A 23,797-nucleotide genomic window follows, 5' to 3' on the forward strand; every position below is an offset into this window, starting at 1 on the left:
CATGCTCTGCGTCTTCGACGTCAACGAAACCCTGCTCGACCTCGCCGCCATGGACGACCTCGTCGGCGGCCCCGAGCTGCGGCGCGAGTGGTTCGGGCTGGCCATCCACACCGTGCTGACCGTGACGGCGACCGGCGGTTACCGCGACTTCGCGGGCATCGCGGGTGAAGCCGCGGCCGAGATCGCCGCCCGGCACGGCCGGGACGTGGACCTCGCGAAGATCGGCGAAGGGCTCCGCTCGCTCCCGGCCCACCCCGACGCCGAAGCGGGCCTCACCAAGCTGCGCGAAGCCGGCCACGACGTCGTCGCGCTGACGAATTCGCCGCTCACGACGGCCGAGGCTCAGCTGCAGAACTCCGGTCTCGCCCAGCGCTTCGACCGGATCTTCTCGGCCGAGCAGGCCGGCCGGCTCAAGCCCGCGCCCGAGCCGTACCGGCAGGTCCTCAACGCCTACGGCGTCGAGCCCCGGCACGCGGTGATGGTCGCCGCGCACGACTGGGACATCGCGGGCGCGCAGGCGGCCGGGCTGCGGACGGCGTTGCTCGCCCGCCCCGGCGTCCGCCCGCTGCCCGGCTCACCCGAGCCGACGTACACGATTTCGGCGTTGACCGAACTGGCCGGACTGCTGGGTTAGTCCGCGATCCGGACCAGCATCTTGCCGGTGTTGGCCCCGGAGAGCAGGCCGAGGAAGGCGTCCGGCGCGTTGCGGATGCCGTCGACGAACGTCTCGGAGTACTTGATCTTCCCCGACTTCACCAGCGGGGCGACCTCGCTGACGAACTGCTGCTGCAGACCCCAGTGGTCGAGCACGAGCAGGCCGCGGATGGTGATCCGCTTGGCGATGATCTGCGCGAGGTTGCGCGGCGCCGGCGTGGGCTCGGTGGCGTTGTACTGGGAAATCATGCCGCAGACGGCGATCCGGCCGTGGACGGTGATCGCGTCGATCGCGGCTTCGAGGTGTTCGCCGCCGACGTTGTCGAAGTAGACGTCGATGCCTTCCGGCGCCGCCTTGTGCAGCTGCTCGGCGACCGGACCGTCCTTGTAGTTGAAGGCGGCGTCGAAGCCGAGGTCGTCGATCAGGTACCGGACCTTCTCCGCCGACCCGGCCGAGCCGATGACGCGCTTGGCGCCCTTCAGCTTCGCGAGCTGCCCGACGAGCGAGCCGACGGCACCGGCCGCGCCCGAGACGAACACCGTGTCGCCCGGCTTGAACTCGGCCGACACCAGCAGGCCCGCGTACGCGGTGAGGCCCGGCATGCCGAGCACGCCGAGGTAGGTCGAGAGCGGCGCGGCTTCGGCGTCGACCTTGACGAACCGCTTGGCGTCGAGCACGGCGTGGGTGCGCCAGCCGGCCTGGTGCAGCACGTGGTCACCGGGCTTCACACCGTCCACATGGGACTCGACGACCTCGCCGACCGCCCCGCCGGACATGACCTCGCCGACCTCGAAGGGCGGCGCGTACGACTTCACGTCGCGCATGCGCCCGCGCATGGCCGGGTCGACGCTCATGACCAGGTTGCGCACCAGGATCTGCCCCTCGCCGGGAGCGGGGATCTCGGTGTCGACGACCTCGAAGTTGTCGTGCGTCGGAACACCTTCCGGGCGCGAAGCCAACCGGATTTCCGTCGCCTGTGCGTTCACCGTCGAACTCCTCAAGTCTCTCGAAGCGGGGCAAGCGCCCCGGATTCCACCGGGTAGAACCGGCTAACCGGGGCGCGCATTCCGATTGTGACGCGCTACACCCAACCTTCTTCCCCACCGCCACCCTCAACGGAGGCGCTTCGCGCCACTGTCACACTATTTCGGCGAGCTTCCCGAGCACGCCGTCGTAGATCTTCTTGAGCCCACCGGGCGCGAACGTCTTCTCGAAGAAGCCGCCGATGCCGCCGGCGCCGTCCCACGACGTCTCGATCCGGACCAGGCTCTTCTCACCGGCTTCGGAGACCGTCCAGGTGGTGACCATGCTGGAGTTCGCGTCGGTCTCGACCAGGGTGCCGGGCTTCGGCTCGCTGACCGTGGCCTTGACGTCGCGCACGCGCTTGGACGTCGCCTGCAGCTTCCAGCCGGCCTTGGTCCCGGCGCCGACGCCGCCCTCGGTGACCTCGTAGTCGCGGTAGTGCTCGGTGAGCAGCTTCGGGCGCGTTTCGGCGTAGTCGGCGACGAGCGCGCGGACCTTGTCGGCCGGGGCGTCGATGGTGCGCTCCGCGGTGGCCGTGACCTTTCCCATTTCGCTCCTTCTCCTTCGGACGTCGATTGTGGTCCACGATTCCACCACCGGCCGGGAGGCTGCTCACCGCGTTAGGCTGACGCGCATGAGTTCCACGACGGACGCCGTCGGCCGCCGGCGCGCGACCGTGGCGCTCAAGGAGGCGCTGCGAGACCTGCGCAACCAGCTCTCGCTGCTGAACCACCAGGTCAGCGCGCACCTGGCGCTCAAAGACGTCGACCTGGACTGCCTGGAGTTGATCGGCCGGCACGGGCCGTTGAGCCCGAGCGCGCTGGCCCGCCGCGCCGGTCTGCACCCGGCGACGATGACGGGCATCCTCGACCGGCTGCAGAAGGGCGGCTGGATCGTCCGCGAGCGCGACCCCGAGGCGGCCGACCGCCGCGCGGTCGCGGTGCGCGCGGTCCGCGGCCGCAACGCCGAGCTGTTCCGGCTGTATGCGGGGATGAACACGGCGATGGACGAGCTCTGCGCCGGCTACAGCGAGGAGGAGCTGGCGCTGATCGCCGGCTTCCTGCGGCGTGCGACGTCGGCGGGCAACACCGCGACCGGTGATCTGGCTAACGGCTGACCAGCGGTTTTTGTGCTGTACTCCACGTATGTGGCAGTCGGGCGAAGCTTACGAGGCCTACATCGGACGGTGGAGCCGCCGGATCGCGGAGACGTTCGTCCGGCAGCTCGACGCCCCAGCCAGCCGGCGCTGGCTCGACGTGGGCTGCGGCACGGGCGCGCTGACGTCGGCGGTCCTGACGGCGGCGGACCCGGCGGAAGTCGTCGGAGTCGACCCGTCCGGGGGATTCCTGAAGACGGCGCGCGCCGGCGTGACCGATCCGCGGGCGTCGTTCACGCTCGCCGATGCCCGTGAGCTCCCCTTCCCGGACGACCACTTCGACGTCACCGTGTCCGGGCTGGTCCTGAACTTCGTGCCCGACCCGGCGAAGGCCGCGGCGGAGATCGCGCGGGTGACGGCCGCCGGCGGCCTGGCGGCGGCGTACCTCTGGGACCTCGCGGAGGGCATGGAGCTGATCCGGCGGTTCTGGGACGCGGCGGCCGAGCTGGACCCGGTGCGGGTCGCGGACCTAGACGAAGGCCGCCGGTTCTCGCTGTGCCGCCCGGAGCCGTTCGGCCGGCTGTGGACGGAGGCGGGCCTGACCGGCGTGTCGGTCGGCGAGATCAAGATCCCGACCGTGTTCTCGGGTTTCGACGACTACTGGCAGCCGTTCCTCGGCGCCCAGGGCCCGGCCCCGGCGTACCTGGCGACGCTGCCCGAGGCCCGCCGCGACCAGATCCGCGAACTCCTGCGCAGCCGCCTGCCGACGAACCCGGACGGCTCGATCCCGCTGTCGGCCCGCGCCTGGGTGGTCCGGGGCACGGCGTAAAGCGCCCCAATGTGGCGTTGGTTGCGTCAGACGCACCCAATGTGGCGTTCGGTGCGTCTGACGCACCGAACGCCGCCTTGGGGCGCTGGGGTCAGAGACCGGCCTGGGACAGCCAGTCCTTCGCGACGTCGGCGGCCTTCTCGCCGTCCGAGTCGACGCGCTTGTTCAGGTCGCGCATGACGTCCGTCGTCAGCTTCGCGCTCACCGCGTTCACCGCGTTCGCGAAGTCGGCGCCGCGCTCGTCGAGCACCTTCTTGTTCACCGCCGGCACGACGTTCTCGGTCGGGACGATGTTCAGGTCGTCCTTGAGCACCGTGTAGTTCGAGTCGCCGGTCAGCGGGCTGACCGAGTCGACCGGGATCACCGTGACGGCGCCCGACTTCAGCTGCTCGACCCGCGGCCCGGCTTCCTGGATGGTCTGGAACGTCGCGTTCGTCAGCTTGTAGACGTCCTTGAAGCCCTGGAAGCACGGCAGGCGCTTTTCGCATTCCGGCGGCCCCGCCATGACGACCTTGTCCAGCTTCTTCAGGTCGCTGATCGACGCGATGCCCTTTTCCTTGGCCAGGTCGGACTTGATGATGTAGGTGTTCTTGTCCTCCGCCGCGGCGAAGTTCAGCAGGCCGACGCCGCTGGGCTCGAACAGCTTGGCCAGCTGCTCGTGCTCCTCCTGCGCGGTCTTGCCGGCCTCCTTGCCGAAGCCGGTGGTGATCGCCGCGCCCTGGTACTCCGGGATGAACTGCAGCTCACCGGACTTCAGCGAGGGGTAGATCAGCTCCCGCGAGCCCAGGTTCAGCTTCCGCGTCACCGGGTAGCCCTTGGCCTCCAGCGCCTGCGCGTAGATCTCGGCGAGGATCTGGCTGTCGGTGAAGTTGAAGGACGCGACGACGATCGGCGCCCCACCCTTGCTCTGCGCGGCGGGCTTGTCACCGCTGTCGCTGCCACCCCCACAGGCGGCCAAACCGAGCGTCGCCGCGACGGCCACCGCCACCACGGACGCGTTCCGGAACCAGCGCACGAATCCCCACTCCCTCGTCACTCGAACAGACGAAAGGACCCTAGCCCTGACCTCCGACAAGTATCCACATGTTGGGAGAAAGCCCCTCAAATTCCCAGACTTCGGAATGATTCCCCACCAAACGGGGTAGGGTCGACCGGTGCACGTGACCGCGGTGACCCCGCTGGCCGCCGACAGCGGACCCCCGATCTTCCAGTGGAAGTGGGTGGACCGCAACGCGGACGACATCGTCCAGCGCCTCGGCGAACACATCTCGCTCACCGCCGCCGCACTCGGCGTCGGGCTCGTCGTCTCGATCGCGCTCGCGGTGCTGGCGCTGCGGTACCGCTGGTCGTACCCGGTCATCCTGGGCACGGCCGGTGCGCTCTACGTGATCCCGAGCCTCGGCGCGTTCGCCGTGCTGGTGCCGTTCTTCGGGCTGACGTTCCTCACCGCGATGATCCCGCTCGCGACCTACACGCTGCTGATCCTGGTCCGCAACATCGTCACGGGCGTCGACCAGGTGCCGAACGAGGTCCGCGAGGCCGCGGTCGGCATGGGCTACACGCGCGGCAGGCTGCTCTGGCAGATCGAGCTGCCGCTCGCGCTGCCGGTGGTGATCGCCGGGCTGCGCGTCGCCGCGGTGACGACGATCGGCCTGGTCACGGTGACGTCGATGCTCGGCCTCGGCGGCCTGGGCTACTTCATCCGCGCGGGCATCCAGACGGCGACGCCCAACCCGACGGAGATCATCGTCGGCGTGGTGCTGTCGGTGGTCCTGGCGGTGGTCGTCGACCTGGTTCTCTGGCTCAGCGAGCGCCTGCTGGCGCCGTGGTCGCGGAAGGTGGGGGCGCGATGAGCTTCCTCGACCAGCTGAACGCGTGGCTCGCGGATCCCCACCGCTGGAGCTGGACGGACAAGGCCGGGATCCCGTACCGGACGCTGGAGCACCTGAGGTTTTCGTTGCTGGCGCTGGTGATCGCGGCGGTCCTGACGATCCCGGCGGCGCTGTGGCTGGCCCACTACCGCCGGGGCGCGTTCCTGGCGAGCAGCGCGGTGAACATCGGCCGCGCGATCCCCAGCTTCGGCCTGATCATCCTGTTCTGGTTCCTGGCCAGCCGCTGGGAGCTGGACACGACGTTCTGGCCGTTGCTGCTCGCGCTCGTCGCGCTGGCGATGCCCCCGCTGTTCACGAACACATACGCGGGGGTGGTGTCGCTGGAACAGGAGACGGTCGACGCCGCCCGCGGCACGGGCTACCGCGAGTGGCAGATCATGGTCCGGCTCGAACTGCCCCTGGCGTCCCCGGTGCTCCTGGCGGGCGCGCGGGTGGCGTTCCTCCAGCTGATCGCGACGGTGGCAATCGGCGCGATCGTCAACGACGGAGGCGGCCTCGGCCGCTACATCGTCGACGGCTTCGCGCTGGGAGCGTCGGGCTACGGCGAGATCTTCGCGGGCGGCCTGGCGGCGGTGATCCTGGCGCTGGTGTGCGACGGGCTGTTCGCGCTGATCACCCGCGTCGCGACGCCCCGGGGCCTCGCCCTGCAGAACGCCCGGCGCGAGTCGTAAGCCCTGGCGTCCACGCCTGCCTCCGGTCCACCACATCAGCGTTTGTCGCACTCTGGACGCAACAAACGCTGCATAAGTGCCGTACTATTGCTGCGTGGAGATGCGACAAGCGTTGGAGTTGATCAGCGGGTTCACCGCTGACCAGTGGGGCATGGTCACCTCTCGCCAGGCCTCCGGCGCCGGCGTCGACCGCTCCACCCTCCACCGGCTGGAGGCGGCCGGCTATCTCGACCGGGTCCGCCACGGCGTCTACGCCTCCACCACCGCCGTGGTCACCGCCGCCCGCGACGAGCAGGCCGCCTGGCTCTCCCTGGATCCGGCGACCGCGGCCTGGGACCGGCCGCCGCTGGACCCCGACGGCGGCGTGCTGTCCCACCGGTCCGCGGCCCGCCTGCACGGCCTCGGTGAGCTGGTCGACGACCGGATCACGTTCACCACCCCCCGCCGTCGCACCAGCCGCGATCCGGACCTGTGGTTCAAGAGGGCCGAGCTCGCGGAGGACGACGTGACCACGGTCGACGGCCTCCCGGTCACGACGGCATTGAGGACGATCCTCGATCTGCTCGACCAGCACGTCGACGGCAGTCACCTCGCCACGATCATCCGCGAGGCAGTCCTGGCGAACCTCGTCCGGCTGGACGAGCTCGCCGACCGGATCGGCCCCTACTCCGTGCGCTACGGCGTCCGCCGCCCCGGCGACGGCGAAGCGCTGCTTGATCATCTGCTCGCCGGAATAGGCACCAGCACGGTCGAGCTGGCCCTCCGCCCCGCACCGCCCCGCGCGGCCGGCGCCGCGAGGCTGCTCGCGGCGAGCACCGGCCCTCGAGGTGAGGCACGTGGCTGAACCGAAGCGGCCGGCGAGCCCCCGCGCCTACATCAGCTCGCAGAAGAGCCGGGCCGAGAACGCGGCGAGGATCACCGGCGGCCGGGCGAACGAACTGCTGGACCTGCATTTCCACCGCAGGCTGATCGCCCGGGTCTTCGACGGTGACGACGCCGTCAACTGGGTGCTCAAAGGCGGCCAGGCCATGCTCGTGCGCTGGCCGACCGCCCGGTACTCCACCGACGTCGACCTCCTGAGCATCGAGGACAGCACCGACACCGCGGTCGAGGCGTTGAAGGCCGCCGCCGCCCGGCGGCTGGGCGACGACATCTGGTTCCGCCACCTCGGCACTTCCGAGCAGACGCACGTCGACCGCCCCACCCGCAAGGTCAAGTTCATGACCATGTTCGGCACCGCGCCGCTCAACCGCCAGGTCAGCGTCGACGTCGTGGTGTCCGGGCACCTCCCGCAGGGCGAGATCACGACCGAACCGCTGCAACCGCCGTTCGACACCGACTGCACCCCCTGGCCGGAGGCGCGCGTCTTCCCCTTCGAGGACCACGTCGCCGAGAAGATCTGCGCGATGTACGAGCGCCACCGGGCAGGCGGCAACCCGTCGACGCGGTACAAGGACCTCGTGGACCTCATTCTCTTCGCCTTGAAGGCACCGCTGCCCGGCGCCGGAACCCACCGCATCCTGCGCGACGAAATCGCCAGGCGCCGCGGGCGGGGCATGGTCCTCGAACTGCCTGATCGCTTCCGGCTGCCGGACGAGAAGACCTGGCCCGGTGGCTACGCGAAGATCGCCGGGCAGGTCGCCGACCTGCCCGGGAACCTGCGGCACATGAAGGACGCCCGGCTGCTCGCCGATGCCTTCCTCACGCCCCTCCTCCAGGCGGAGCCGCCGGCCGGCCGCTGGCAACCGGACCAGCGCACCTGGGGATGACGCGAGCTCAGGTCGACGCGGGCGCGCCGGTGAGGCCACCCTCCCGGCAAGCGGCGATCAGCCGCTCGACCTCGGGCCCCAGCGGCCGGTCCTCCTCGACCGGCGGCACCACCGACCGCACCCATTCATAAGCGGCGGCCAGGCTCGCGACCCCGTCCGAAGCCAGGTAGCGCGCCTGCGATCCCGTGATCAGCTCGCACGCCGTGATCGCGAACAAGTGCGCCGCGGCGGCCCGAAGCTGCTCCCCCGCCGCCCACGCAAACGCTTGCACGTCTTCCTGACCGGCCGAGGTGTCGATCGAACCGAGCGTCGCCGGGGAAGCGAGCCGGCGCAGTGCGTGCAGCTCGCCGACGGCCCGCTTGTGCAGCGGCACCAACCCCGCCCGCGGCCCGGGATCCGACGTGAGCTGCGCCGGGAGCCCGCTGAAGCGCTCGTCGAGCAGGCGGTGCATGCGCTGCACGGAGAGCTCGCCGAGGTGGACCAGCGCCGCCGTCACCGCGTCCATGCGCAGCCCGAGGTCCACCGCGTGGTACGCCGTCCCCGGGATGAGCTCCCCCTCGACGAACGACGGCGAGTCCCCCGGCATCGTCTGCCACCGCGCGACCGTCTCGTGCAGGTCGGTGTTGACGCGGGAAGCGTGGGCCAGCGCCCGCGGCGCGACCCGCACCGACAGCGGCGCCTGCACGACCCCGGGGCGCACCGGCCCCGCACCCACCATCCCGGTCAGGGCCTGCAGCAGCCGCCGCAGGTGGTCGTCGCCGCCCGCCGTGACCGGGGAGAACACCTCGCGCGGCGCACCGAGGACGTCGATCGCCATCGCCTCGGTGAGCGTCTGCAGCTGGATGAGCTGCCGCGCTTCGGCCCAGCCGCGCTGCGCGTGCATCACGGCCAGCGGAGAACCCTGAAGCAGCGAAGCACCTTCCTTGGGCCCCAGCACATACGGCTCGGCGCCTCGGCGAGCGAGCGCCTCCACGGCGGGGGTCTCGACGCCGTCTTCGAGGACCGTGCCGATGCCGAGGAACGTCTGGAAAGCGTGTGACAGCGGGATGATCTCGCCCGAGCTGCCGAGGCCGCCGCGCGGGACAGCGGGCGTGAAGCCGTCGTTCAGGCGGTCCACGAGGAACTGCACCAGCTCCGCGCTCACCCCCGACCACGGCTGCAGGAAGTCCCGCAGCCGCGCGACGAGCAGCGCGCGGACGTCCTCGGGCGGCAGCCACGGTGGCCCGCCGACGGCCCGGCCGATCAGCAGGGTGCGCTGGTGCTCCGCCTGTTGCCGCGCGTCGAGCGCGACGCCCGCCAGCCGGCCCATCCCGGTGGTGACGCCGTACACGGGCTTTTCGCGGCTTTCGAGCGCCGTCAAGAGCGCTTTCCGGCGCTGCCGCAGGGTCTCCACCAGCGGTTCGGCCAATTCCCACCGTTCACCGTCGGTGAAATCGCTTCCGGTGACGATCATCGGTACGGCAGCATCGTGCCGACGCCGGAAGCCTCGGCACGGGCCAGGATCATGTCCGCCACCGCGACGTCCGTTGTGGACAGTCCGCGGTGCCAGAACAGGATCCGCTCGGCGTCGTGCTCGCGGCCCGGCTTCTTCCCGGCCACGATGTCGCCGATCTCGGCGTGGACCCGGTCCGCGGTGAGGAGGCCGGCGTTGAGCTGCGGGCGCAGGGCGCCGAACCGCGGGTTGCCGGACCGCGATTCGCGCCAGTCGTCGACGACGACCTTGTCGACGTCGTCGAGCAGCGTGAGCTCGAGCGCGCTGATCGTGCCGTAGGGCACCAGGAAGGTGCCCGGCCGGAGAAACTCGCGCCGCACCAGCGGCTCGGGTTCGACCAGCCGGGAGGCCTCGACCTGGATGTCCGCGCCGTCCAGGGTCTCCTCGGCCGTGGCGCAGACGCGGACGTCCTTGCCGAGCCGCTCGGACAGCCGGCGGCCGAAGTCCTCACGGGACTCCGGGCGCTTGCTGGTCACGCGGATCTCGGCGAAGTCGAACAGCGAGTCCAGCAGCACGACGTTCCACCAGGCGGTCCCGCGGGCGCCGATGTGCCCGAGCACCCGCGAGTCCGGGCGGGCCAGGTACTTCGCGCCGACGGCGGTCATCGCGCCGGTGCGGGCCTCGGTGATCATCGTGCCGTCGACGATCGCCCGCGGCATGCCGGTGTCCGGGTCGAGCAGCAGGATCAATGCCATTTCCGAAGGGAGGCCCCGTTCGAAGTTCCCCACGAAGTCGCCGACGACCTTCACGCCACTGACCTGCTTCGCGGACAGATGACCGCGAAGGATGTTGAAGTGGCCCTTGCCGCCGTTGTCCGGCACGAGGTGCGTACGCGGCTCGAAGACGACCTGACCGCGGCCGTGGTCGGCGAGCACGTCCTCGACCGCGCCGACGATGTCCGCGTCCGTGACGCCGAGCGAGTCGACGTCGGCACCGGTCAGGTACCGGAGCCAGACGGACGTCACCTGGCGAGGTCCTCGATGACCTCGGCCCCGGGCAGCGAGGCCAGCGCGGTGCCGGAGATCAGCAGCTTGCTGCCGCGGATCCCGCTGCCGATGACGAGCTGGGGAGCGTCGGCGACCCGCTGGTCGATCAGGACGGGCCAATCGGCGGGCAGGCCGACCGGCGTGATGCCGCCGTACTCCATCCCGGTCAGGGAGACGGCTTCGTCCATCGGCGCGAACGACGCCTTGCGGACGTCGAGCCGGCGCTTGATCACGCCGTTGACGTCGGCGCGGGTGGTCGCGAGCACGAGCGCGGCCGCGAAACGGACTTCGCCCGCGCGCTTGCCGGCGACGACGACGCAGTTCGCGGAAGCTTCGAGCGGCGAGCCGTACGTCTCGCAGAAGGCGGCGGTGTCGGCCAGCGCCGGGTCGATCTCGGCGACGCCGACGGCGTCCGGGTCGGCGAGCGCGGCCAGCGCTTTGGCGACGGGCTCGGCGAGCAGGTCAGTACGCGAGGGGGCGGGAACGACGGTGAGGCTCCCGGCGATGGTCCAGGTCACCTCGCCAGCCTAACTACCAGTTGGAGCCGCCGCGCTGGACCTCGATCAGCTTGGGGCGGACGTCCACGATGTAGACCAAGGCCGCGGCCATGGCCGGCACCCAGAAGATCATCCCCGGGCCCATCACGCTGAACAACGCCATCGCGAGCGTCGCGCCGCCGGTGATGAGCATCCAGACGGGCTTGGTCTTGCGATCGGCCGCGGAATAGGCGTCGGCGCGCTGAAGGAGCGCGTGCACGAACGCGAAGAGCCCGACCAGCGCGCTGCCCCAGTGGATGACTTCGAGGATCCAGATGGCAACCAGCACAGCGACAGCTTACGGCAAACCGCCCGAACGACCCCGGCCCCGCCACCGGGGTGCGGTGGCGGGGCCGGGGTGTTCACGGCGTTTTTACTTGTCGGCCTTCGGCGCGGCCGGCTTCTTCGCGGCGGCGCTGGTGGTCGTCCGGCGGGCCGGAACAGCCGTCTTCGGGGCCGTCTTGTTCGCGACCTTGCGGCTCGCGGAGCGGGTCTCGTGGGCGACGTCGTCACCCAGCTCCTCGATGGCCTCGGCAGCTTCGCCGGCGACCTCGGTCACCTTGCGGGCGGTCTTCTCGCCGACCGAGCGGGTGCGCTTGGTGAACGTGCCCAGCACGCCGTCGACGCGCTCGCGGACCTCGCTGGTGACGCCTTCGACCTGGCCCTGCGCGGTGGTCAGGGCCTCCTCGAGCTGCTCGATGGCCTTCTTGACCTGCGGCTGCGTGGCGAACTTGTCCCACGCCTGCTCGCCCGACTCGGCCAGCTTGTTGTACAGCTTGAGCGCGGCCTCGGTGTACTCGTCGATGACCTTGCGCAGCTCGGCCGGGTCCAGCTTCTCGCGGAGGCTCTCGACGTCGGTCGGCAGCTCCTGCAGGTTCTTGCGGGCGGTCTCGCTGCCCTTGGTCACGTTCTCCTTGGCCTTCGCCACGGCGTCCGTGACGGCCTGGCCGGCCAGGTTGCCGGCACCGAGCGCGGCGAGCAGCGGGGTGCGGACCTGGTCGAGGGCGTTGGTGACGGCCTTCTTGACGTCTTCGGTGGTCTTCGGGGTAGTCATGATGACTCCTTGAGGGTTGCGGCTGGAGTGGTGTCTGGGGTGGGAGACGACTCTGCGGCCGGCCGTGCCGCGGCGTTCTCCCGGCGGAAGGACTCGTAGACGTCGAGCAGGACCTGTTTCTGCCGTTCGGTCAGCTCGGCGTCGGCGCGAATCGCGTCGCCCACCGGCCCGCCCGTGGGCAGATCGAGGATCCCGGCCTGCACGTACAGCGCTTCCGCCGAAATGCGCAGGCCCTTGGCGATCTGCTGCAGGATCTCCGCGCTGGGCTTGCGGACCCCGCGCTCGATCTGGCTCAGGTACGGGTTGGACACGCCGGCGAGCTTCGACAGCTGGCGCAACGAGATCTTCGCGGTGTTGCGCTGCTGGCGGATGTACTCGCCGATGTCGGAGGCGATGTCCGCGACCTTTTCCATGGGGCTGCCGGATCCTGGCTGCGTCCCACCGGTTTCTGCCATTCGGTCACCTCCTCGCGACACCTACAACACTACGCCGATGTGCTAGCTATTGCAAGCACTCTGCTTGCAACTATCGGGTGTGGTGGTGGTCACCGCTAACGTGGTCGCATGACGCGCTCGGCCCGGCTGCGGCGGCGCCTCGTCGAGCACCTGCTCGACGAGGACGTCCTGCACGCCCCGGAATGGATCGCCGCCTTCCGCGCGGTTCCGCGCCACGTCTTCCTGCCGCGGTTCTTCATGCCGGCGGGCGGGCTGTGGGCGGCGGTCGACCGGGACGACCCGGGCTGGCTGGAGACCGTCTACTCGCGCGACGTGCTGGTCACGCAGCTGGACGACGACCCGGACCGCTGGGAGCTCGCCCGGCGCACCGGGCCGGTGGCGGGGACGCCGACGAGCTCGTCGAGCATGCCGTCGATCATGGCGATCATGCTCGAGGAGCTGCGGGTGCGGGACGAGCAGCGCGTGCTCGAGATCGGCACCGGCACCGGCTACAACGCCGCGCTGCTGAGCCACCGCTGCGGCGCCGGCCTGGTGTCCACAGTGGACATCGACCCGGTGATCGTCGGCGAGGCCCGCGAACGGCTGGCCGAGGCGGGCTACCGGCCGGCGTGCGCGGTGGGCGACGGCGAGCTCGGCTTCCCGGCCGGGACGATGTTCGACCGCGTGCTGTGCACCGCTTCGGTTTCCTCGATCCCGGTCGCGTGGCTGGCGCAGACCGTGCCGGGCGGGCTGGTCGTGACGACGCTGAACCGGCCGATCGGCGCCGGGCTGGTCCGGCTCGTCGCCGGCGAAGACGGCACCGGGCAGGGCCACGTCCTCGCGCGCGACGGCCGCTTCATGCCGCTTCGCGCGCACCGGCTGGCGCAGGCCGACCCGCTGCCGATGCCGTCACGCGACGACTGGGAGCAGACGCGGCTGCCGCTGTCCACGCTGCTCCAGCCGCGCAAGCAGTTCGAGTTCTTCGCCGGGCTGGCGATGCCGGGCGTGCGGCCGGTGCGCGACCACGACGGCACGGACCCGCACACGGCGGGCGGGCCGGGCGAGAGCGGGGTCGCGCTCGTCCACCCGGACGGCTCGTGGGTCCGCCACCGCAAGCGCGCCGGCGCGGACGAGGTGGCCCAGGGCGGCCCGCGAGCGCTGTGGGAGCTCGCCGAGGCGGCCTACGTCGACTGGTGCGAGCTGGGCAAGCCGGAACGCGACCGTTTCGGCGTGACGGTGACCGGCGACCGCCAGGAGTTCTGGCTGGACACCCCCGACGGCCGGACCTGGCCCCTCACCTGACGCATCTTTCCTAGGGAAAGTGACGCTCACGTCGGCAGGCGGGTGCGGATCCACTTCTCGACGTGGTCGGCCGTCGCCTCCGCGGAGGCCTCCGTCGTGTCGACGAGGTCCACGCCCAGCTCCTCCGCCGACTTCCGGAGCCAGTCGTTGAACTCCAGCATCTCCGCGATCCGCGGCTCGTCCCACTCGCGCCACGCCGGGCGCGCCCGCAACCGCCGGGTGAGCGACTCCGGCGTGCCGACCAGCGCCAGGTAGTGGATCTCGCTGAAGAACGCGCGCTCCGGCAGCGGTTCGAACTCCGGGGGCGCCACCGTTCCGCACAGCACGACCGGGCGGCCGTTCTGGTGCAGCATCGCCGCCATCCGGAGCCACACCGCGCGGAACGCCGCGACGTCGTCGCGCAGGGCGCCCGTCCAGAGGACGTCCTGCTCCAGGACCACGACCTCGCCGGCGAACCGGTCTGCCAGCAGGGGGCCGAGCGTCGACTTGCCGGCGCCGCTCGGGCCGGTCAGCGCGAACAGCGGCAGCCGCCGGAACGGCCATCGATGTCCGCACCGGCGACACGAAAGCGACGCCCCGCTGACGACCGGGCGGTCCGCCCGGTCGCCGCACGCCGGGCAGATCCGCAGGTCGAGACCCACCTCAGTCGAAGAGGTTCTCGAGGAAGCCGCGCTTGCGGTGGCCGTGCCCGTACGGCCTCGGCGAATCCGAGTACCCGCGGTGCGGCCGCGGCGAGTCCGCGTACCCGCCGCGGTAGGCCTTGGGCGAATCCGGATAGCCGCCGCGGTAGGGGCGCGGCGAGTCGGGACGGCCGTGACCGCCCTGGTAGGGCGGTGGCTGGTGGCCGTAGAACGAACTCTCCGCACCGGCGATCGCTTCGAGCTCACCGCGGTCCAGGAAGATCCCGCGGCAGCCTTCGCACTGCTCGATGTGGACGCCGTTCTTGTCCACGGTCCGCATCTGGTTCTGACACTTCGGACAAATCACACATGCGAGACTACGCAAAAATCGGTCAGCAGGCGCAGAGGCAGAACGGGTGGCCCACCGGATCGGCGTAGACGCGGAACGTCTCCGGCGCGTCGTCCAGCAGTTTCGCGCCCAGGCCGAGCACGCGCTCGTGCGCCGCTTCCAGGTCCGTGACGTTCAGGTCCAGGTGCAGCTGCTGCGGGTTCTCCGCGGACGGCCAGGCCGGCGGCCGGTAGTCGGGCACCCGCTGGAACGCGATCCCGGCACCGCCCGCGGGGTTGGCCAGGGTGACCCAGTGGCCGTCTTCGGCGACTTCGGGCGCGTCCCACTCCAGCACCGCCCGGTAGAACCCGGCCAGCGCCACCGGGTCGGGGCAGTCGAGCGCCACCACACCCAGCGTCGGCACCGCACTCATCGTCGCTCCCTTCGATCACGAGTAACCGTCTAAAGCATTATGTGGGTTAGCGCACGCGGGGGCAACCACCGGCCGCCGTACACTGGCCCGGTGCACACCGACGCCTCCCTCGTCGTGGAGTTCCTCAACACGGTCAACGTCGAAGAGGGCACTGACCTGCTCGAAGATCCCGGGCAGTGGCGGGAGTGGGCGGCCGGGCGCGCGTTGACGGCCAATCCGGCCGCCGAGGCCCGCGCGGCGCGGGACGCCCTGCGCGCCGCGATCGGCGACCCGCGGCTGCCCGGCGGGAGCCTCGACGTCGGCACCCGGATCTCCCTCACCGACGACGGCCCGGCGCTCGTCGCGGACGACGTCGTGGGCGCGGTCTTCGCGGCCTGCGCGCGGCTCGTCGTGCGCGGCGACTGGATCCGGCTGAAGATCTGCCCGGCCGACACGTGCCTGTGGGCGTTCTACGACGAGTCCCGGAACCGGTCGCGCACCTGGTGCTCGATGCGGGTGTGCGGAAACCGCGAGAAGGCGCGGGGCTGGAGGGCGCGCGCCGCCGAGACCGCGGCGGGCTGACGGCATCCGCTCTCATCCGAGCGGCGGACCCTCGAAAGGCTGTGGACAGCTCGCGCACCGAGCACCACATATCCACGGCCCCGGCCGGGTCACCCCCACACGTTGTGGACAGGGATTAGGCCATCACCGTGAAAAGCTGTGGATAACCCCGGGGATAACTCAGGTTCCTGTGGACAACTCGTTTGAAGCTCCCCCAGGTGTGGTATAGGACTCGGCCGTCAGAACAGCAGCTCCGCCACCACGTAGATGACGAGCCCGGCGAGCGCACCCACGACGGTGCCGTTGATGCGGATGAACTGCAGGTCGCGGCCCACCTGGAGCTCGATCTTGCGCGACGTCTCCTCGGCGTCCCAGCGCTCGACCGTGTCCGTGATGATCGTCGTGATCTCGCCCGAGTAGTTCTTCACCAGGTACGCCGCGGCACCTTCGACCCAGCCATCGGCCTTGGCGCGCAGCTGGTCGTCGTGCACCAGGCGTGAGCCCAGCGACACGAGGCCCAGGCGGACGCGCCGGCGCAGCTCGCTCGACGGGTCCTCCGCCGCGGTCAGCAGCATCTCCTTCGCCGTGCTCCACGCCGAGCCGATCAGCCGCTGGACCTCCTCGTGGTGCACGATCTGGCCCTTCACCTGCTCGGCGCGGGCCATCACGTCGGGGTCGGTCTGCAGGTCCTGCGCGAACTCGCCGAGGAACTTGTCCAGCGCCAGCCGCATCGGGTGGTTGACGTCGGTCTTCACCGCCCACGCGAACGACAGCACCTCGCCGTAGACCTTGTCCGCGAGCATCTCGTCGACGAACTTCGGCGACCAGCTCGGCGCCCGGTCGGACACCACGCGCAGCATCGTCGTGTGGTTGTCGCGGACCCACTCGTACGCGCGGTCGCACATCAGGTCGACCAGCTTGTGGTGCGCGCCGTCGGCGAACACGCCCTGCAGGATCTTGCCCAGCGGCGGGCCCCACGGCTTGTCGATGATCCGCCGCGCGACGGCCTGCTCCATGATCGCCTGGACGTCCTCGTCGCGGAGCACCTTCACCGCGGCGCGGACGACGGTGGCCAGCTCGGACGTGACGCGCTCGGCGTTGTCCTCCTGGGCCAGCCACGCACCCAGGCGGCGAGCGATCTCGACGCGCTTCAGCTTGTCGCGCACGACCTCCTCGGAGAGGAAGTTCGACCCGACGAAGTCGCCGAGGCTGTTGCCCAGCGCGTCCTTCTTGTTCGGGATGATCGCCGTGTGCGGGATCTTCAGCCCGAGCGGGTGGCGGAACAGCGCCGTGACGGCGAACCAGTCGGCCAGCGCACCCACCATGCCGGCCTCGGCCGCGGCGCGCACGTAGCCGACCCACCCGGGCCAGCCGCTCGACTGCGCCCAGCTGGTCAGCAGGAACACGACGGTGGCACCGATCAGGAACGACAGCGCGACCAGCTTCATCTTGCGCAACGCGCGCCGCTTTTCCTCTTCACCGGCTGCGCCGCCCGGCGGGTCGGCGGGCGTCACCTTGGCGGGGGTCAGTTGCTCCACATCACCATTGTCCGTGAGGATGGCTGATCGTGCGCGAACCTGCTCTCGTCCCCCGCCTCCGGCCGTTCACCTCGACCATCTTCGCCGAGATGACCGCGCTGGCCGTCCGGCACGACGCCGTCAACCTCGGCCAGGGCTTCCCGGACACCGACGGCCCGGCCGGCATGCTCGACGCGGCCAAGAACGCCCTGTTCGGCGGCGCGAACCAGTACCCGCCGGGGCCCGGGCGCCCCGAGCTGCGCGCGGCGATCGCGCGGCACCGGCTGCGCTACGGCACCGAGTACGACCCGGACACGGAGATCCTGGTCACCGCGGGCGCGACCGAGGCCATCACGGCGACGCTCATCGCGCTGACCGAGGCCGGCGACGAGGTCATCGTCATCGAGCCGTACTACGACTCCTACGCCGCCGCGGTCGCGATGGCGGGCGCGCAGCGGCGGGTCGTCGGGCTGGTCGAAGGCCCGGACGGGCGGTTCGGCCTCGACGTCGAGGGGCTGCGAGCCGCCGTCACGCCGCGGACGCGGGCCGTCCTGGTGAACTCGCCGCACAACCCGACCGGCACGGTCTTCACCCGTGCCGAGCTGGAGGCGCTCGCCGCGCTGTGCGTCGAGCACGACCTCATCGCGATCTGCGACGAGGTCTACGAGCACCTGGTGTTCGACGACGCGGAGCACATTCCGCTGGTCACGCTGCCCGGGATGCGCCCGCGGACGGTGAGCATCTCGAGCGCCGGGAAGACGTTCAACTGCACCGGCTGGAAGATCGGCTGGGTCTGCTCGACGCCGGAGCTGGTCGCGGCGGTGAAGGCGGCGAAGCAGTTCATCACCTTCGTCTCCGGCGGGCCGCTGCAACCGGCCGTCGCGTACGCGCTCGACCACGAGCTGACCTGGGTCGAAGGCCTGCGGGAAAGCCTGCAGGAGAAGCGTGACCGGCTTTCGGCGGGCCTCGCCGACGCCGGGTTCGCGGTGCGGCCGACGGCGGGCACGTACTTCGTCTGCGTCGACGTGCGGCCGCTGGGCTTCACCGACGCCGCCGACCTCGCGTGGGAGCTGCCCGGACGGGTCGGTGTCGCCGCGGTCCCCGTGAAGGTGTTCACCGATCACCCGGACGAGTGGAAACACCTCCTGCGTTTCGCGTTCTGCAAGCGCAATGACGTCATCGACGAGGGCGTCACCCGATTGCGCAAACTGGTCTGACGACCGCGGCCGGCGGGCGGAAATTCTCCGGCGGCCGAATCGGCGGCAAAAGCCGACGGACCGCGCGGCGCGCGGCCGGCGGCGCTGCGGCACCGGCTGGGAGGAGGTCGACCGGTTGCCGTAGCGGGCGGTCACGCTCCGCGAGGACATCGGAGGGGTCCCCGCAGCGGGTCCGGCGGCCGCGGAAGGCCTCGCGGCGCGCGCGTCCGCCTGGCGAGAATCCGCGGTGCGCGGTGGGGCCGGGCCCGCGCCGCGCTCACGGACCGCAGCCGGGTTACGGGCCGTTCGAGCCGCACCGGACCAAGATCAGCGGGCTCGTCAGAGCCGGTTCGGCCCGGTCGCCGTCCCCCATCCCGGACTTCTTTCGATCGACTGGCCGAAACCGGGACGAATTCACTGGCTGCCACCGTTCGGGCACGGATCGCGGTCGGGCTGCCGGAAACATCAGGTCAACGCGCGAATGTGCAAGTTGCAGTACTCGTCCGAATGGCCGCACCGGAACCCCCGAACGGCACTGAGAGTGATCAACTTGTCGGCCGCAGATACCTTGCCCGGTAGGGCCGTTCCGCCTTACGGGCTGGATCGAACGCGGGAGAGATGAAAGACTCCCGAGCGGTGCTAGAAAGAGTGCAGCCCCGGGGGAACTGCGACCTGGCCGGAGAAAGACCCAGCAAGAACGAATCTCGAGCGTGCATCGCTAGAGATTCAGGCGCGGACGGTGGTGGTGGCGGTGAGCAGCACGGCGAACGCGCGCCGCAGCGCTCCCGCTCAACCTGCGCTCACAGCGGGTGAATCCCCTGCGCGCGCGGGCACTCCGCGGCCATGGGCGGCCGCGCTGCAGCGGCCCGCCGCCAAGATCCTCGTCGCCGGAGGCCTGACCGTCGCCGGGTGGCTGCTCACCGCCGCCCTGTCCGGCAACACCGCGTCGGCCGCCGAAACGGCGAGCTGCCCGGACGCCCCCGCCGTCTCCACTGTGGACCATTCGGCGAAGCTCTTCGCGCACGGCAAGCACCACAAGAGCCACCGCGAAGCCGTCGCCCCCTGCGCGCAGCCGGGCGAAGGCAGCACAGCCGACGAGTCCCCGGCCGGCGACACCGAGACACCGGACACCGAGACCCAGACTGAGACCAAGACCGTCGCGAAGCAGAGCGCGACGGAGTCCACGAAGGACACTCAGACCGCCGAAGAGCCGGCAGCGGAACCGGCGGCCACGACGAAGGCAACGTCGTCCGGCGGCCTGCTCGGCGGGCTCGTCGGCGGCGTCCTCAACGTGGTCGGCGGCACGCTGAACACGGTCACGACCACCGTCAACGGAACGCTGAGCACCGTCGGCGCCGTCACGGACACGCTGTCCCACACGATCCTCGCGCCGCTCACCCAGCCGCCCGCGGGCCACCCCGAGGCGCCCGCCCTGCTCCCCCTCGACGACATCCTGAGCCCGATCCTCAACGGCGGCTCGAACTCGGGCGGCGTCACGGTCACCGTGCCCGGCCTCGTGGTCGGCTCCGTCACGCAGCCGACGACCCCCGCCGTCGCCGAAACCGCGCCCGCCGCGGCTCCCGCGGCGACCGTCCCGCAGACCTCCCGGGTCGCGGTCGGGCACCTCATCGAGCAGCAGAACACCCTGGCCGCCAAGCAGGAGCAGCCGCGGGACTCCGGCGTCCACGCCACGGGCGGCGGCGGCGACAGCACCCCGGGCCTGCCCGGTGGCACGAGCGCCCCGAGCGCGCCGGCCCCGACCGCGGCCCCCGGCCACGACGGCCCCGGCGGCGCCCGCAACCAGTTCGCCGTCCACACCGACGACGTCACCACCACCCAGCTGAAGCTCATCGGCGCCAGCCGCGACCACGACGTCGACGGCGCGGGCAGGGAAGCCGCCCTGCCCACCACTTCCCCCGACTGACCCCGAACCGGGCAGCCGGGGAGAACTGCGTCCAAAACAAGATCAACTAGACGCACTCGCACGCCGTGCAGGCGTGGCACTTCCCCTGCTCCAGTACGCGATCCGTGACTCTTTCACGTCTCCTGACGCTCACCCGCGTCCGACGTACTCCAGGGGCTGAAAGCCATGCGAAACCACAGTCTTTCCGACCGGCCGACCGCGCCCGGCCGGGTCGGATCCCGGTCCCGGCGCCGCGCTGCCCCCGCGGCGCCGGGACCCACACCGGGCGCGCTCCGGGAGTTTTCGCTCACCGCGCCGAGCGGAAACCCGCAGTACCGAGAGCGCGCCTGAACCGCGGGCTTCCCGGCACGTCGAGGGGCTGTGCCGGGAAGCCAGCGGTTACCCGCGAGCGGGGTCACGTCCGCGAACGGGGGTGTGGAACACCGAACCGGTGCGCTGGATGCACATGAACGCCGCCCATCCCTGGGAGCAGGCTCGCATCCAGCGCACCGGTTCGTTTTTTCAGGCGATCGGGGCGTCCAGGGAAGCCGGGGTGCCGCTGACCGACGCCGCCGCGGCGCTCAGCCGCCGGACCGCTTCCTCGATCTTGTCCGGCGGCAGGGAGAACGGCAGCCGGATCCACCGCTCGAGTCCGCCGTGGACGCCGAAGCGGGAGCCGGGCGCCACCTGGACGCCGTGGCTCGCCGCCGCCACCGCCAGCCGCGAGCTCACCGGCTCCGGCATGCGGCACCACAGCGACAGCCCGCCCTTCGGCAGCGTGAACGTCCAGTCCGGCAGGTACCGGTGCACCGCGCCGGCCAGCGCGTCGCGGTAGCCGCGCAGCTCCTCGCGACGGCGGGCCAGCGCGGCTTCGTCGGCCAGCAGCTCGGTCAGCACGATCTGCTCGAACACCGGTGAGCCCAGGTCGACCGCGTACCGCGCCGAAACGAGCCGGCCGAGCAGGTCCTCCGACGCGCGGATCCAGCCGAGCCGCAGGCCGCCCCAGTGCGTCTTCGACGCCGATCCCACGCAGATCGCCAGGTCGCCGGCGAACGCGGCCAGCGGCGGCGGCCCGTCGAGCGGGTCGCCTTCCAGATCCAGCTCGACGAGCGTCTCGTCGACGACGGCCGGTGTCCGGGAGCGGGCCAGCACGGCGCCGAGCCGGGTGCGGCCTTCGGCGTCCAGGCGGAGGCCGGTCGGGTTCTGGAAGTCGACGACGAGGTAGGCGAACCGCGGGTTCGCCTGGCGCAGCGCCGCGTCGACGCCCGCGATGTCCCAGCCGCGCGGCCCGGTCGGGTCGAGCGCCACCGGCACCGGGATCGCGTGCGCGGCGCGGATCGCCTCCAGTGCGTTCGGGTACGTCGGCTGCTCCACGAGGACGCGGTCGCCGGGACCCGCGAGCATGCGCAGGACCAGCACGAACGCGTGGTGCGCGCCGTTGGTGACCATCACCTGCGCGGGCGTCGTCGGCAGCCCGCGTTCGGTGTAGCGCCGCGCGATCTTCTCCCGCAGGCCGAGCAGGCCGCGTTCCTGGTAGCCGTGGTCCCCCAGGTGGTCGGCGAGCCGGCCGCGAGCCGCGTCGACCGCGGCGGCCGTGCCCGGGATGGCCGGCGAGGACGCGTGGGTGAAGTCGATCGAGCCGTCCCCCGCCGGGGCGAGCGGCCCGCGACGACGACGTCCGGGTGCGGCGATCCACGACCCCGCGCCGCGGCGGCTCGCGACGAACCCGCTTTCCCGCAGCCGGTCCAGGGCCCCGCCGATCAGCGTCCGGCTGGCGCCGAGCGCGTCGGCCAGCTCGCGCTCGGCGGGCAGCCGGGTGCCGAGCGGGAGCTGGCCGTCCAGCACCTGCAGTTCGATGGCCGCGGCCAGGTCGGCCGCCCCCTGCCGAGACCCGCCTTGCCGCCACGAGCCCAGCATGACGGCCAATCGGGGACCGGAGATGCGTCCACCTACCGGGATGACGGATTCCATCAGGCCAATATCCCGAAAGTGGCTATGGTTTACAAGACCACTTGCCCTTGATAGTGGGGGCGTGGCTCAAATCGATCTCCGGCCCGTCCGGATCTCCCGTGACCCCGTCCGCCGCAGCGTCCAGCTCGTGGCCGGCCTCGCCCTCTACGGCACCAGCGTCGCCTTCGTGACCCGGGCCGGCCTCGGCCTGGAGCCGTGGAGCGTGCTGGCCGAGGGCGTCATGAAGCACACCGGCCTGACCTTCGGCACGGTGACTGGGCTGATCTCGGTGGCCGTGCTGCTCCTGTGGATCCCGCTGCGCCAGCGGCCCGGGATCGGCACCATCGCGAACGTCGTCGTCATCTCGGTGGTGGTCGACCTCGTCCGCGCGGTGCTGCCCGACCAGCACGAGCTCGGCTGGCAGATCGCGTTGCTGGCCGGCGGGGTGGCGCTCAACGGCGTCGCGACCGCCACCTACGTCGGCGCCCGGCTCGGCCCGGGCCCCCGCGACGGCCTGATGACCGGGCTCGCGGGGCGCACCGGCTGGTCGGTCCGGCTGGTGCGCACCGGCATCGAGGTCACCGTGGTCGGCATCGGCTTCCTGCTCGGCGGGACCGTCGGGATCGGCACCGTGCTCTACGCCCTGGCCATCGGCCCGCTCACCCAGGCACTGCTGCCGCTGACCACCTGGCGCGACCGTGCCGCCGAGGCCGCGATGCCGTGAATGACTCATTCACCTCGTCCGGCGACATGAATGACTCATTCCTGTCATCGGACCAGCCGCCACGACCCGAACCTCGGACGCGCGGCGCTAGCCGGCTTTGCGCTGCTGCACGGCCCGGCGCAGCGTCGGGTAGTCGGCGCCGCGCCGGGCGAGCACGTCGTCGGTGTCCCGCTGCTGGGCCAGTGCCAGCAGGATGTGCTCCTGCCCGAGGTGCTTGTCCCCCAGCCGGACGGCTTCCTTGAGGCTCAGCTCCAGGGTCTTCTTCGACTGGGCGGTGAACGGGATGTGCCCGCGCTTGGCCGGCCCGAGCCGGCCGGCGAGCGCGCCCTCGCCGTGGGTCTGCTCGACGCGTTCGACGATCTGCTCGACGTCGATGCCGAACTCGGTGAGTGCCTCGGCGTCGGCGTCGCTGACCCCGCCGCGGCGCCGGGTGCGCGCCAGTTCGGCGGCGATCTCGTCGGTGGAGACGCCCAGGTCGGTGAGCAGGGGAACGCCGGTCTTGACCAGCCCGGCCAGCAGGTGCGCCGGCCCGATCTCCACCGAACCGGACTCCCGCGCCACGATCTGCGCTTCGACGACCGCCATCCGCGCTTCCGCCGTGAACCGTTCGAACATCAGTGCCTCCCGTACTTCTTGTGCACGGCCTGCCGGCTGACCCCCAGCTCGGCGGCGATCTCCTGCCATGACCAGCCGTCGATCCGCGCACTGCGGACCTGCACGGCCTCCAGTTGTTCCACCAGCCGCCGGAGCGCGGCGACCGCTCGCAGTCCCACCCGGGGATCGCGGTCGCCGGCCCGGGCGGCCAGGTCCGTCGCTTCCGTCATGTCTGTCAACCTACGTTGACAAG

At 71.3% G+C, this 23,797-nt stretch carries 28 protein-coding genes; 12 read left to right on the plus strand and 16 right to left on the minus strand.

The genetic code is table 11. From position 1 onward, the window contains the following. The first annotated feature begins 1 nt into the window (after position 1). The gene (locus QRX60_RS09050) at positions 2-634 is read left to right on the plus strand and encodes a haloacid dehalogenase type II (protein WP_286000324.1); all 633 of its coding nucleotides are present in this window, start codon (positions 2-4) and stop codon (positions 632-634) included. Here QRX60_RS09050 and QRX60_RS09055 read toward each other — a convergent pair. Together QRX60_RS09055 and QRX60_RS09060 are read right to left on the minus strand one after the other, a co-directional pair. Continuing rightward, positions 631-1,641 (minus strand): NADP-dependent oxidoreductase, encoded by a 1,011-nt coding sequence (locus tag QRX60_RS09055; protein ID WP_286000325.1) that lies wholly within the window; start codon positions 1,639-1,641, stop codon positions 631-633. The genes QRX60_RS09050 and QRX60_RS09055 overlap by 4 nt on opposite strands. 151 nt (positions 1,642-1,792) lie before the next feature. Then, positions 1,793-2,227: an SRPBCC family protein gene (locus tag QRX60_RS09060; protein WP_286000326.1), complete on the minus strand. Its 435-nt coding sequence runs from the start codon at positions 2,225-2,227 to the stop codon at positions 1,793-1,795. A gap of 85 nt (positions 2,228-2,312) precedes the next feature. On the opposite strand from QRX60_RS09060, the gene QRX60_RS09065 reads away from it, so the two are divergent. Continuing rightward, positions 2,313-2,795, plus strand: coding sequence for a MarR family transcriptional regulator (locus tag QRX60_RS09065; protein ID WP_286000327.1), 483 nt, complete (start codon positions 2,313-2,315; stop codon positions 2,793-2,795). Positions 2,796-2,823: 28 nt separating this feature from the next. Then, positions 2,824-3,603: a class I SAM-dependent methyltransferase gene (locus QRX60_RS09070; protein WP_286000328.1), complete on the plus strand. Its 780-nt coding sequence runs from the start codon at positions 2,824-2,826 to the stop codon at positions 3,601-3,603. Positions 3,604-3,694: 91 nt separating this feature from the next. Here QRX60_RS09070 and QRX60_RS09075 read toward each other — a convergent pair whose 3' ends face one another. After that, positions 3,695-4,618, minus strand: a complete 924-nt coding sequence (locus QRX60_RS09075; RefSeq protein ID WP_286000329.1) for an ABC transporter substrate-binding protein — start codon at positions 4,616-4,618, stop codon at positions 3,695-3,697. A 139-nt stretch (positions 4,619-4,757) separates the two neighbouring features. On the opposite strand from QRX60_RS09075, the gene QRX60_RS09080 reads away from it, so the two are divergent. The 4 genes from QRX60_RS09080 (at position 4,758) to QRX60_RS09095 (ending at position 7,935) form a co-directional block, all read left to right on the plus strand. Continuing rightward, a complete protein-coding gene (locus QRX60_RS09080; protein WP_286000330.1) occupies positions 4,758-5,456 on the plus strand; it encodes an ABC transporter permease in 699 nt (232 codons plus the stop codon). After that, positions 5,453-6,166, plus strand: coding sequence for an ABC transporter permease (locus tag QRX60_RS09085; RefSeq protein WP_286000331.1), 714 nt, complete (start codon positions 5,453-5,455; stop codon positions 6,164-6,166). Before QRX60_RS09080 ends, QRX60_RS09085 begins: the two co-directional genes overlap by 4 nt. A 100-nt stretch (positions 6,167-6,266) precedes the next feature. Next, positions 6,267-7,010: a type IV toxin-antitoxin system AbiEi family antitoxin domain-containing protein gene (locus tag QRX60_RS09090; RefSeq protein WP_286003536.1), complete on the plus strand. Its 744-nt coding sequence runs from the start codon at positions 6,267-6,269 to the stop codon at positions 7,008-7,010. Then, positions 7,003-7,935, plus strand: coding sequence for a nucleotidyl transferase AbiEii/AbiGii toxin family protein (locus QRX60_RS09095; RefSeq protein WP_286000332.1), 933 nt, complete (start codon positions 7,003-7,005; stop codon positions 7,933-7,935). Before QRX60_RS09090 ends, QRX60_RS09095 begins: the two co-directional genes overlap by 8 nt. A 7-nt stretch (positions 7,936-7,942) precedes the next feature. Here QRX60_RS09095 and QRX60_RS09100 read toward each other — a convergent pair whose 3' ends face one another. From QRX60_RS09100 to QRX60_RS09125, 6 genes are all read right to left on the minus strand, one after another. After that, the gene (locus QRX60_RS09100) at positions 7,943-9,388 is read right to left on the minus strand and encodes an aromatic amino acid lyase (protein ID WP_286000333.1); all 1,446 of its coding nucleotides are present in this window, start codon (positions 9,386-9,388) and stop codon (positions 7,943-7,945) included. Beyond that, positions 9,385-10,392 carry an ornithine cyclodeaminase family protein gene (locus QRX60_RS09105; RefSeq protein WP_286000334.1) on the minus strand — a complete coding sequence of 336 codons (1,008 nt, stop codon included), beginning with the start codon at positions 10,390-10,392 and terminating at the stop codon, positions 9,385-9,387. The genes QRX60_RS09100 and QRX60_RS09105 overlap by 4 nt, the downstream gene beginning before the upstream one ends. Further along, positions 10,389-10,931, minus strand: coding sequence for a YbaK/EbsC family protein (locus QRX60_RS09110; RefSeq protein ID WP_286000335.1), 543 nt, complete (start codon positions 10,929-10,931; stop codon positions 10,389-10,391). The genes QRX60_RS09105 and QRX60_RS09110 overlap by 4 nt, the downstream gene beginning before the upstream one ends. A gap of 13 nt (positions 10,932-10,944) precedes the next feature. Continuing rightward, positions 10,945-11,238 (minus strand): DUF2516 family protein, encoded by a 294-nt coding sequence (locus tag QRX60_RS09115; protein WP_284748166.1) that lies wholly within the window; start codon positions 11,236-11,238, stop codon positions 10,945-10,947. An 84-nt stretch (positions 11,239-11,322) separates the two neighbouring features. Next, positions 11,323-12,003 carry a hypothetical protein gene (locus QRX60_RS09120; RefSeq protein WP_286000336.1) on the minus strand — a complete coding sequence of 227 codons (681 nt, stop codon included), beginning with the start codon at positions 12,001-12,003 and terminating at the stop codon, positions 11,323-11,325. Continuing rightward, positions 12,000-12,416, minus strand: coding sequence for a helix-turn-helix domain-containing protein (locus QRX60_RS09125; RefSeq protein ID WP_408630263.1), 417 nt, complete (start codon positions 12,414-12,416; stop codon positions 12,000-12,002). The genes QRX60_RS09120 and QRX60_RS09125 overlap by 4 nt, the downstream gene beginning before the upstream one ends. A gap of 150 nt (positions 12,417-12,566) precedes the next feature. Between QRX60_RS09125 and QRX60_RS09130 the strand changes: the two genes are divergently transcribed. Beyond that, positions 12,567-13,739, plus strand: coding sequence for a methyltransferase domain-containing protein (locus QRX60_RS09130; protein WP_286000338.1), 1,173 nt, complete (start codon positions 12,567-12,569; stop codon positions 13,737-13,739). A gap of 26 nt (positions 13,740-13,765) precedes the next feature. On the opposite strand, the gene QRX60_RS09135 is transcribed toward QRX60_RS09130, so the two are convergent. Genes QRX60_RS09135 through QRX60_RS09145 form a run of 3 tightly spaced genes read right to left on the minus strand, consistent with a single transcriptional unit; the run spans position 13,766 to position 15,120 of the window. Next, positions 13,766-14,380 (minus strand): AAA family ATPase, encoded by a 615-nt coding sequence (locus tag QRX60_RS09135; RefSeq protein WP_286000339.1) that lies wholly within the window; start codon positions 14,378-14,380, stop codon positions 13,766-13,768. Between the two features lies 1 nt (position 14,381). Further along, positions 14,382-14,723: a TFIIB-type zinc ribbon-containing protein gene (locus QRX60_RS09140; protein ID WP_286003537.1), complete on the minus strand. Its 342-nt coding sequence runs from the start codon at positions 14,721-14,723 to the stop codon at positions 14,382-14,384. A 28-nt stretch (positions 14,724-14,751) separates the two neighbouring features. Next, on the minus strand, positions 14,752-15,120 hold the full coding sequence (locus tag QRX60_RS09145; protein ID WP_286000340.1) for a VOC family protein: 369 nt from the start codon (positions 15,118-15,120) through the stop codon (positions 14,752-14,754). Positions 15,121-15,210: 90 nt separating this feature from the next. Between QRX60_RS09145 and QRX60_RS09150 the strand changes: the two genes are divergently transcribed. Continuing rightward, entirely contained in the window at positions 15,211-15,681 is a 471-nt protein-coding gene (locus QRX60_RS09150; protein WP_286000341.1) for a CGNR zinc finger domain-containing protein, read from the plus strand. 218 nt (positions 15,682-15,899) lie between these two features. Here the strand turns inward: QRX60_RS09150 and QRX60_RS09155 are convergent, their stop codons facing one another. Further along, the gene (locus QRX60_RS09155; RefSeq protein WP_286000342.1) at positions 15,900-17,198 is read right to left on the minus strand and encodes a DUF445 domain-containing protein; all 1,299 of its coding nucleotides are present in this window, start codon (positions 17,196-17,198) and stop codon (positions 15,900-15,902) included. Positions 17,199-17,227: 29 nt separating this feature from the next. Here QRX60_RS09155 and QRX60_RS09160 point away from each other — a divergent pair, with 29 nt between their 5' ends. Together QRX60_RS09160 and QRX60_RS09165 are read left to right on the plus strand one after the other, a co-directional pair. Continuing rightward, positions 17,228-18,394 carry a pyridoxal phosphate-dependent aminotransferase gene (locus tag QRX60_RS09160; protein ID WP_286000343.1) on the plus strand — a complete coding sequence of 389 codons (1,167 nt, stop codon included), beginning with the start codon at positions 17,228-17,230 and terminating at the stop codon, positions 18,392-18,394. Between the two features lie 730 nt (positions 18,395-19,124). Next, positions 19,125-20,297: a hypothetical protein gene (locus QRX60_RS09165; protein WP_286000344.1), complete on the plus strand. Its 1,173-nt coding sequence runs from the start codon at positions 19,125-19,127 to the stop codon at positions 20,295-20,297. Between the two features lie 501 nt (positions 20,298-20,798). Here the strand turns inward: QRX60_RS09165 and yczR are convergent. Further along, entirely contained in the window at positions 20,799-22,247 is a 1,449-nt protein-coding gene (gene yczR, locus QRX60_RS09170; protein ID WP_286000345.1) for a MocR-like transcription factor YczR, read from the minus strand. A gap of 61 nt (positions 22,248-22,308) precedes the next feature. On the opposite strand from yczR, the gene yczE reads away from it, so the two are divergent. Next, complete coding sequence (gene yczE / locus QRX60_RS09175; protein ID WP_286000346.1) at positions 22,309-22,950, plus strand: membrane protein YczE; 642 nt, start codon at positions 22,309-22,311, stop codon at positions 22,948-22,950. Between the two features lie 87 nt (positions 22,951-23,037). Here yczE and QRX60_RS09180 read toward each other — a convergent pair whose 3' ends face one another. Then, on the minus strand, positions 23,038-23,565 hold the full coding sequence (locus tag QRX60_RS09180; protein ID WP_286000347.1) for a Clp protease N-terminal domain-containing protein: 528 nt from the start codon (positions 23,563-23,565) through the stop codon (positions 23,038-23,040). After that, positions 23,565-23,774, minus strand: a complete 210-nt coding sequence (locus QRX60_RS09185) for a sigma factor-like helix-turn-helix DNA-binding protein (RefSeq protein ID WP_086675674.1) — start codon at positions 23,772-23,774, stop codon at positions 23,565-23,567. Before QRX60_RS09185 ends, QRX60_RS09180 begins: the two co-directional genes overlap by 1 nt. Positions 23,775-23,797: the final 23 nt, after the last annotated feature.

The organism is Amycolatopsis mongoliensis, assembly GCF_030285665.1.
GTDB lineage: Bacteria > Actinomycetota > Actinomycetes > Mycobacteriales > Pseudonocardiaceae > Amycolatopsis > Amycolatopsis mongoliensis.

What these genes read in the sequence shown, in the direction of transcription:
- QRX60_RS09065 (WP_286000327.1), top strand. Translation starts at nt 2,313, where the DNA reads ATGAGTTCCACGACGGACGCCGTCGGCCGCCGGCGCGCGACCGTGGCG.
- QRX60_RS09125 (WP_408630263.1), bottom strand. Translation starts at nt 12,416, where the DNA reads ATGGAAAAGGTCGCGGACATCGCCTCCGACATCGGCGAGTACATCCGC.
- QRX60_RS09060 (WP_286000326.1), bottom strand. Translation starts at nt 2,227, where the DNA reads ATGGGAAAGGTCACGGCCACCGCGGAGCGCACCATCGACGCCCCGGCC.
- QRX60_RS09185 (WP_086675674.1), bottom strand. Translation starts at nt 23,774, where the DNA reads ATGACGGAAGCGACGGACCTGGCCGCCCGGGCCGGCGACCGCGATCCC.
- yczR (WP_286000345.1), bottom strand. Translation starts at nt 22,247, where the DNA reads ATGGAATCCGTCATCCCGGTAGGTGGACGCATCTCCGGTCCCCGATTG.
- QRX60_RS09090 (WP_286003536.1), top strand. Translation starts at nt 6,267, where the DNA reads ATGCGACAAGCGTTGGAGTTGATCAGCGGGTTCACCGCTGACCAGTGG.
- QRX60_RS09120 (WP_286000336.1), bottom strand. Translation starts at nt 12,003, where the DNA reads ATGACTACCCCGAAGACCACCGAAGACGTCAAGAAGGCCGTCACCAAC.
- QRX60_RS09180 (WP_286000347.1), bottom strand. Translation starts at nt 23,565, where the DNA reads ATGTTCGAACGGTTCACGGCGGAAGCGCGGATGGCGGTCGTCGAAGCG.
- QRX60_RS09130 (WP_286000338.1), top strand. Translation starts at nt 12,567, where the DNA reads ATGACGCGCTCGGCCCGGCTGCGGCGGCGCCTCGTCGAGCACCTGCTC.
- QRX60_RS09070 (WP_286000328.1), top strand. Translation starts at nt 2,824, where the DNA reads ATGTGGCAGTCGGGCGAAGCTTACGAGGCCTACATCGGACGGTGGAGC.
- QRX60_RS09145 (WP_286000340.1), bottom strand. Translation starts at nt 15,120, where the DNA reads ATGAGTGCGGTGCCGACGCTGGGTGTGGTGGCGCTCGACTGCCCCGAC.
- QRX60_RS09100 (WP_286000333.1), bottom strand. Translation starts at nt 9,388, where the DNA reads ATGATCGTCACCGGAAGCGATTTCACCGACGGTGAACGGTGGGAATTG.
- QRX60_RS09085 (WP_286000331.1), top strand. Translation starts at nt 5,453, where the DNA reads ATGAGCTTCCTCGACCAGCTGAACGCGTGGCTCGCGGATCCCCACCGC.
- QRX60_RS09050 (WP_286000324.1), top strand. Translation starts at nt 2, where the DNA reads ATGCTCTGCGTCTTCGACGTCAACGAAACCCTGCTCGACCTCGCCGCC.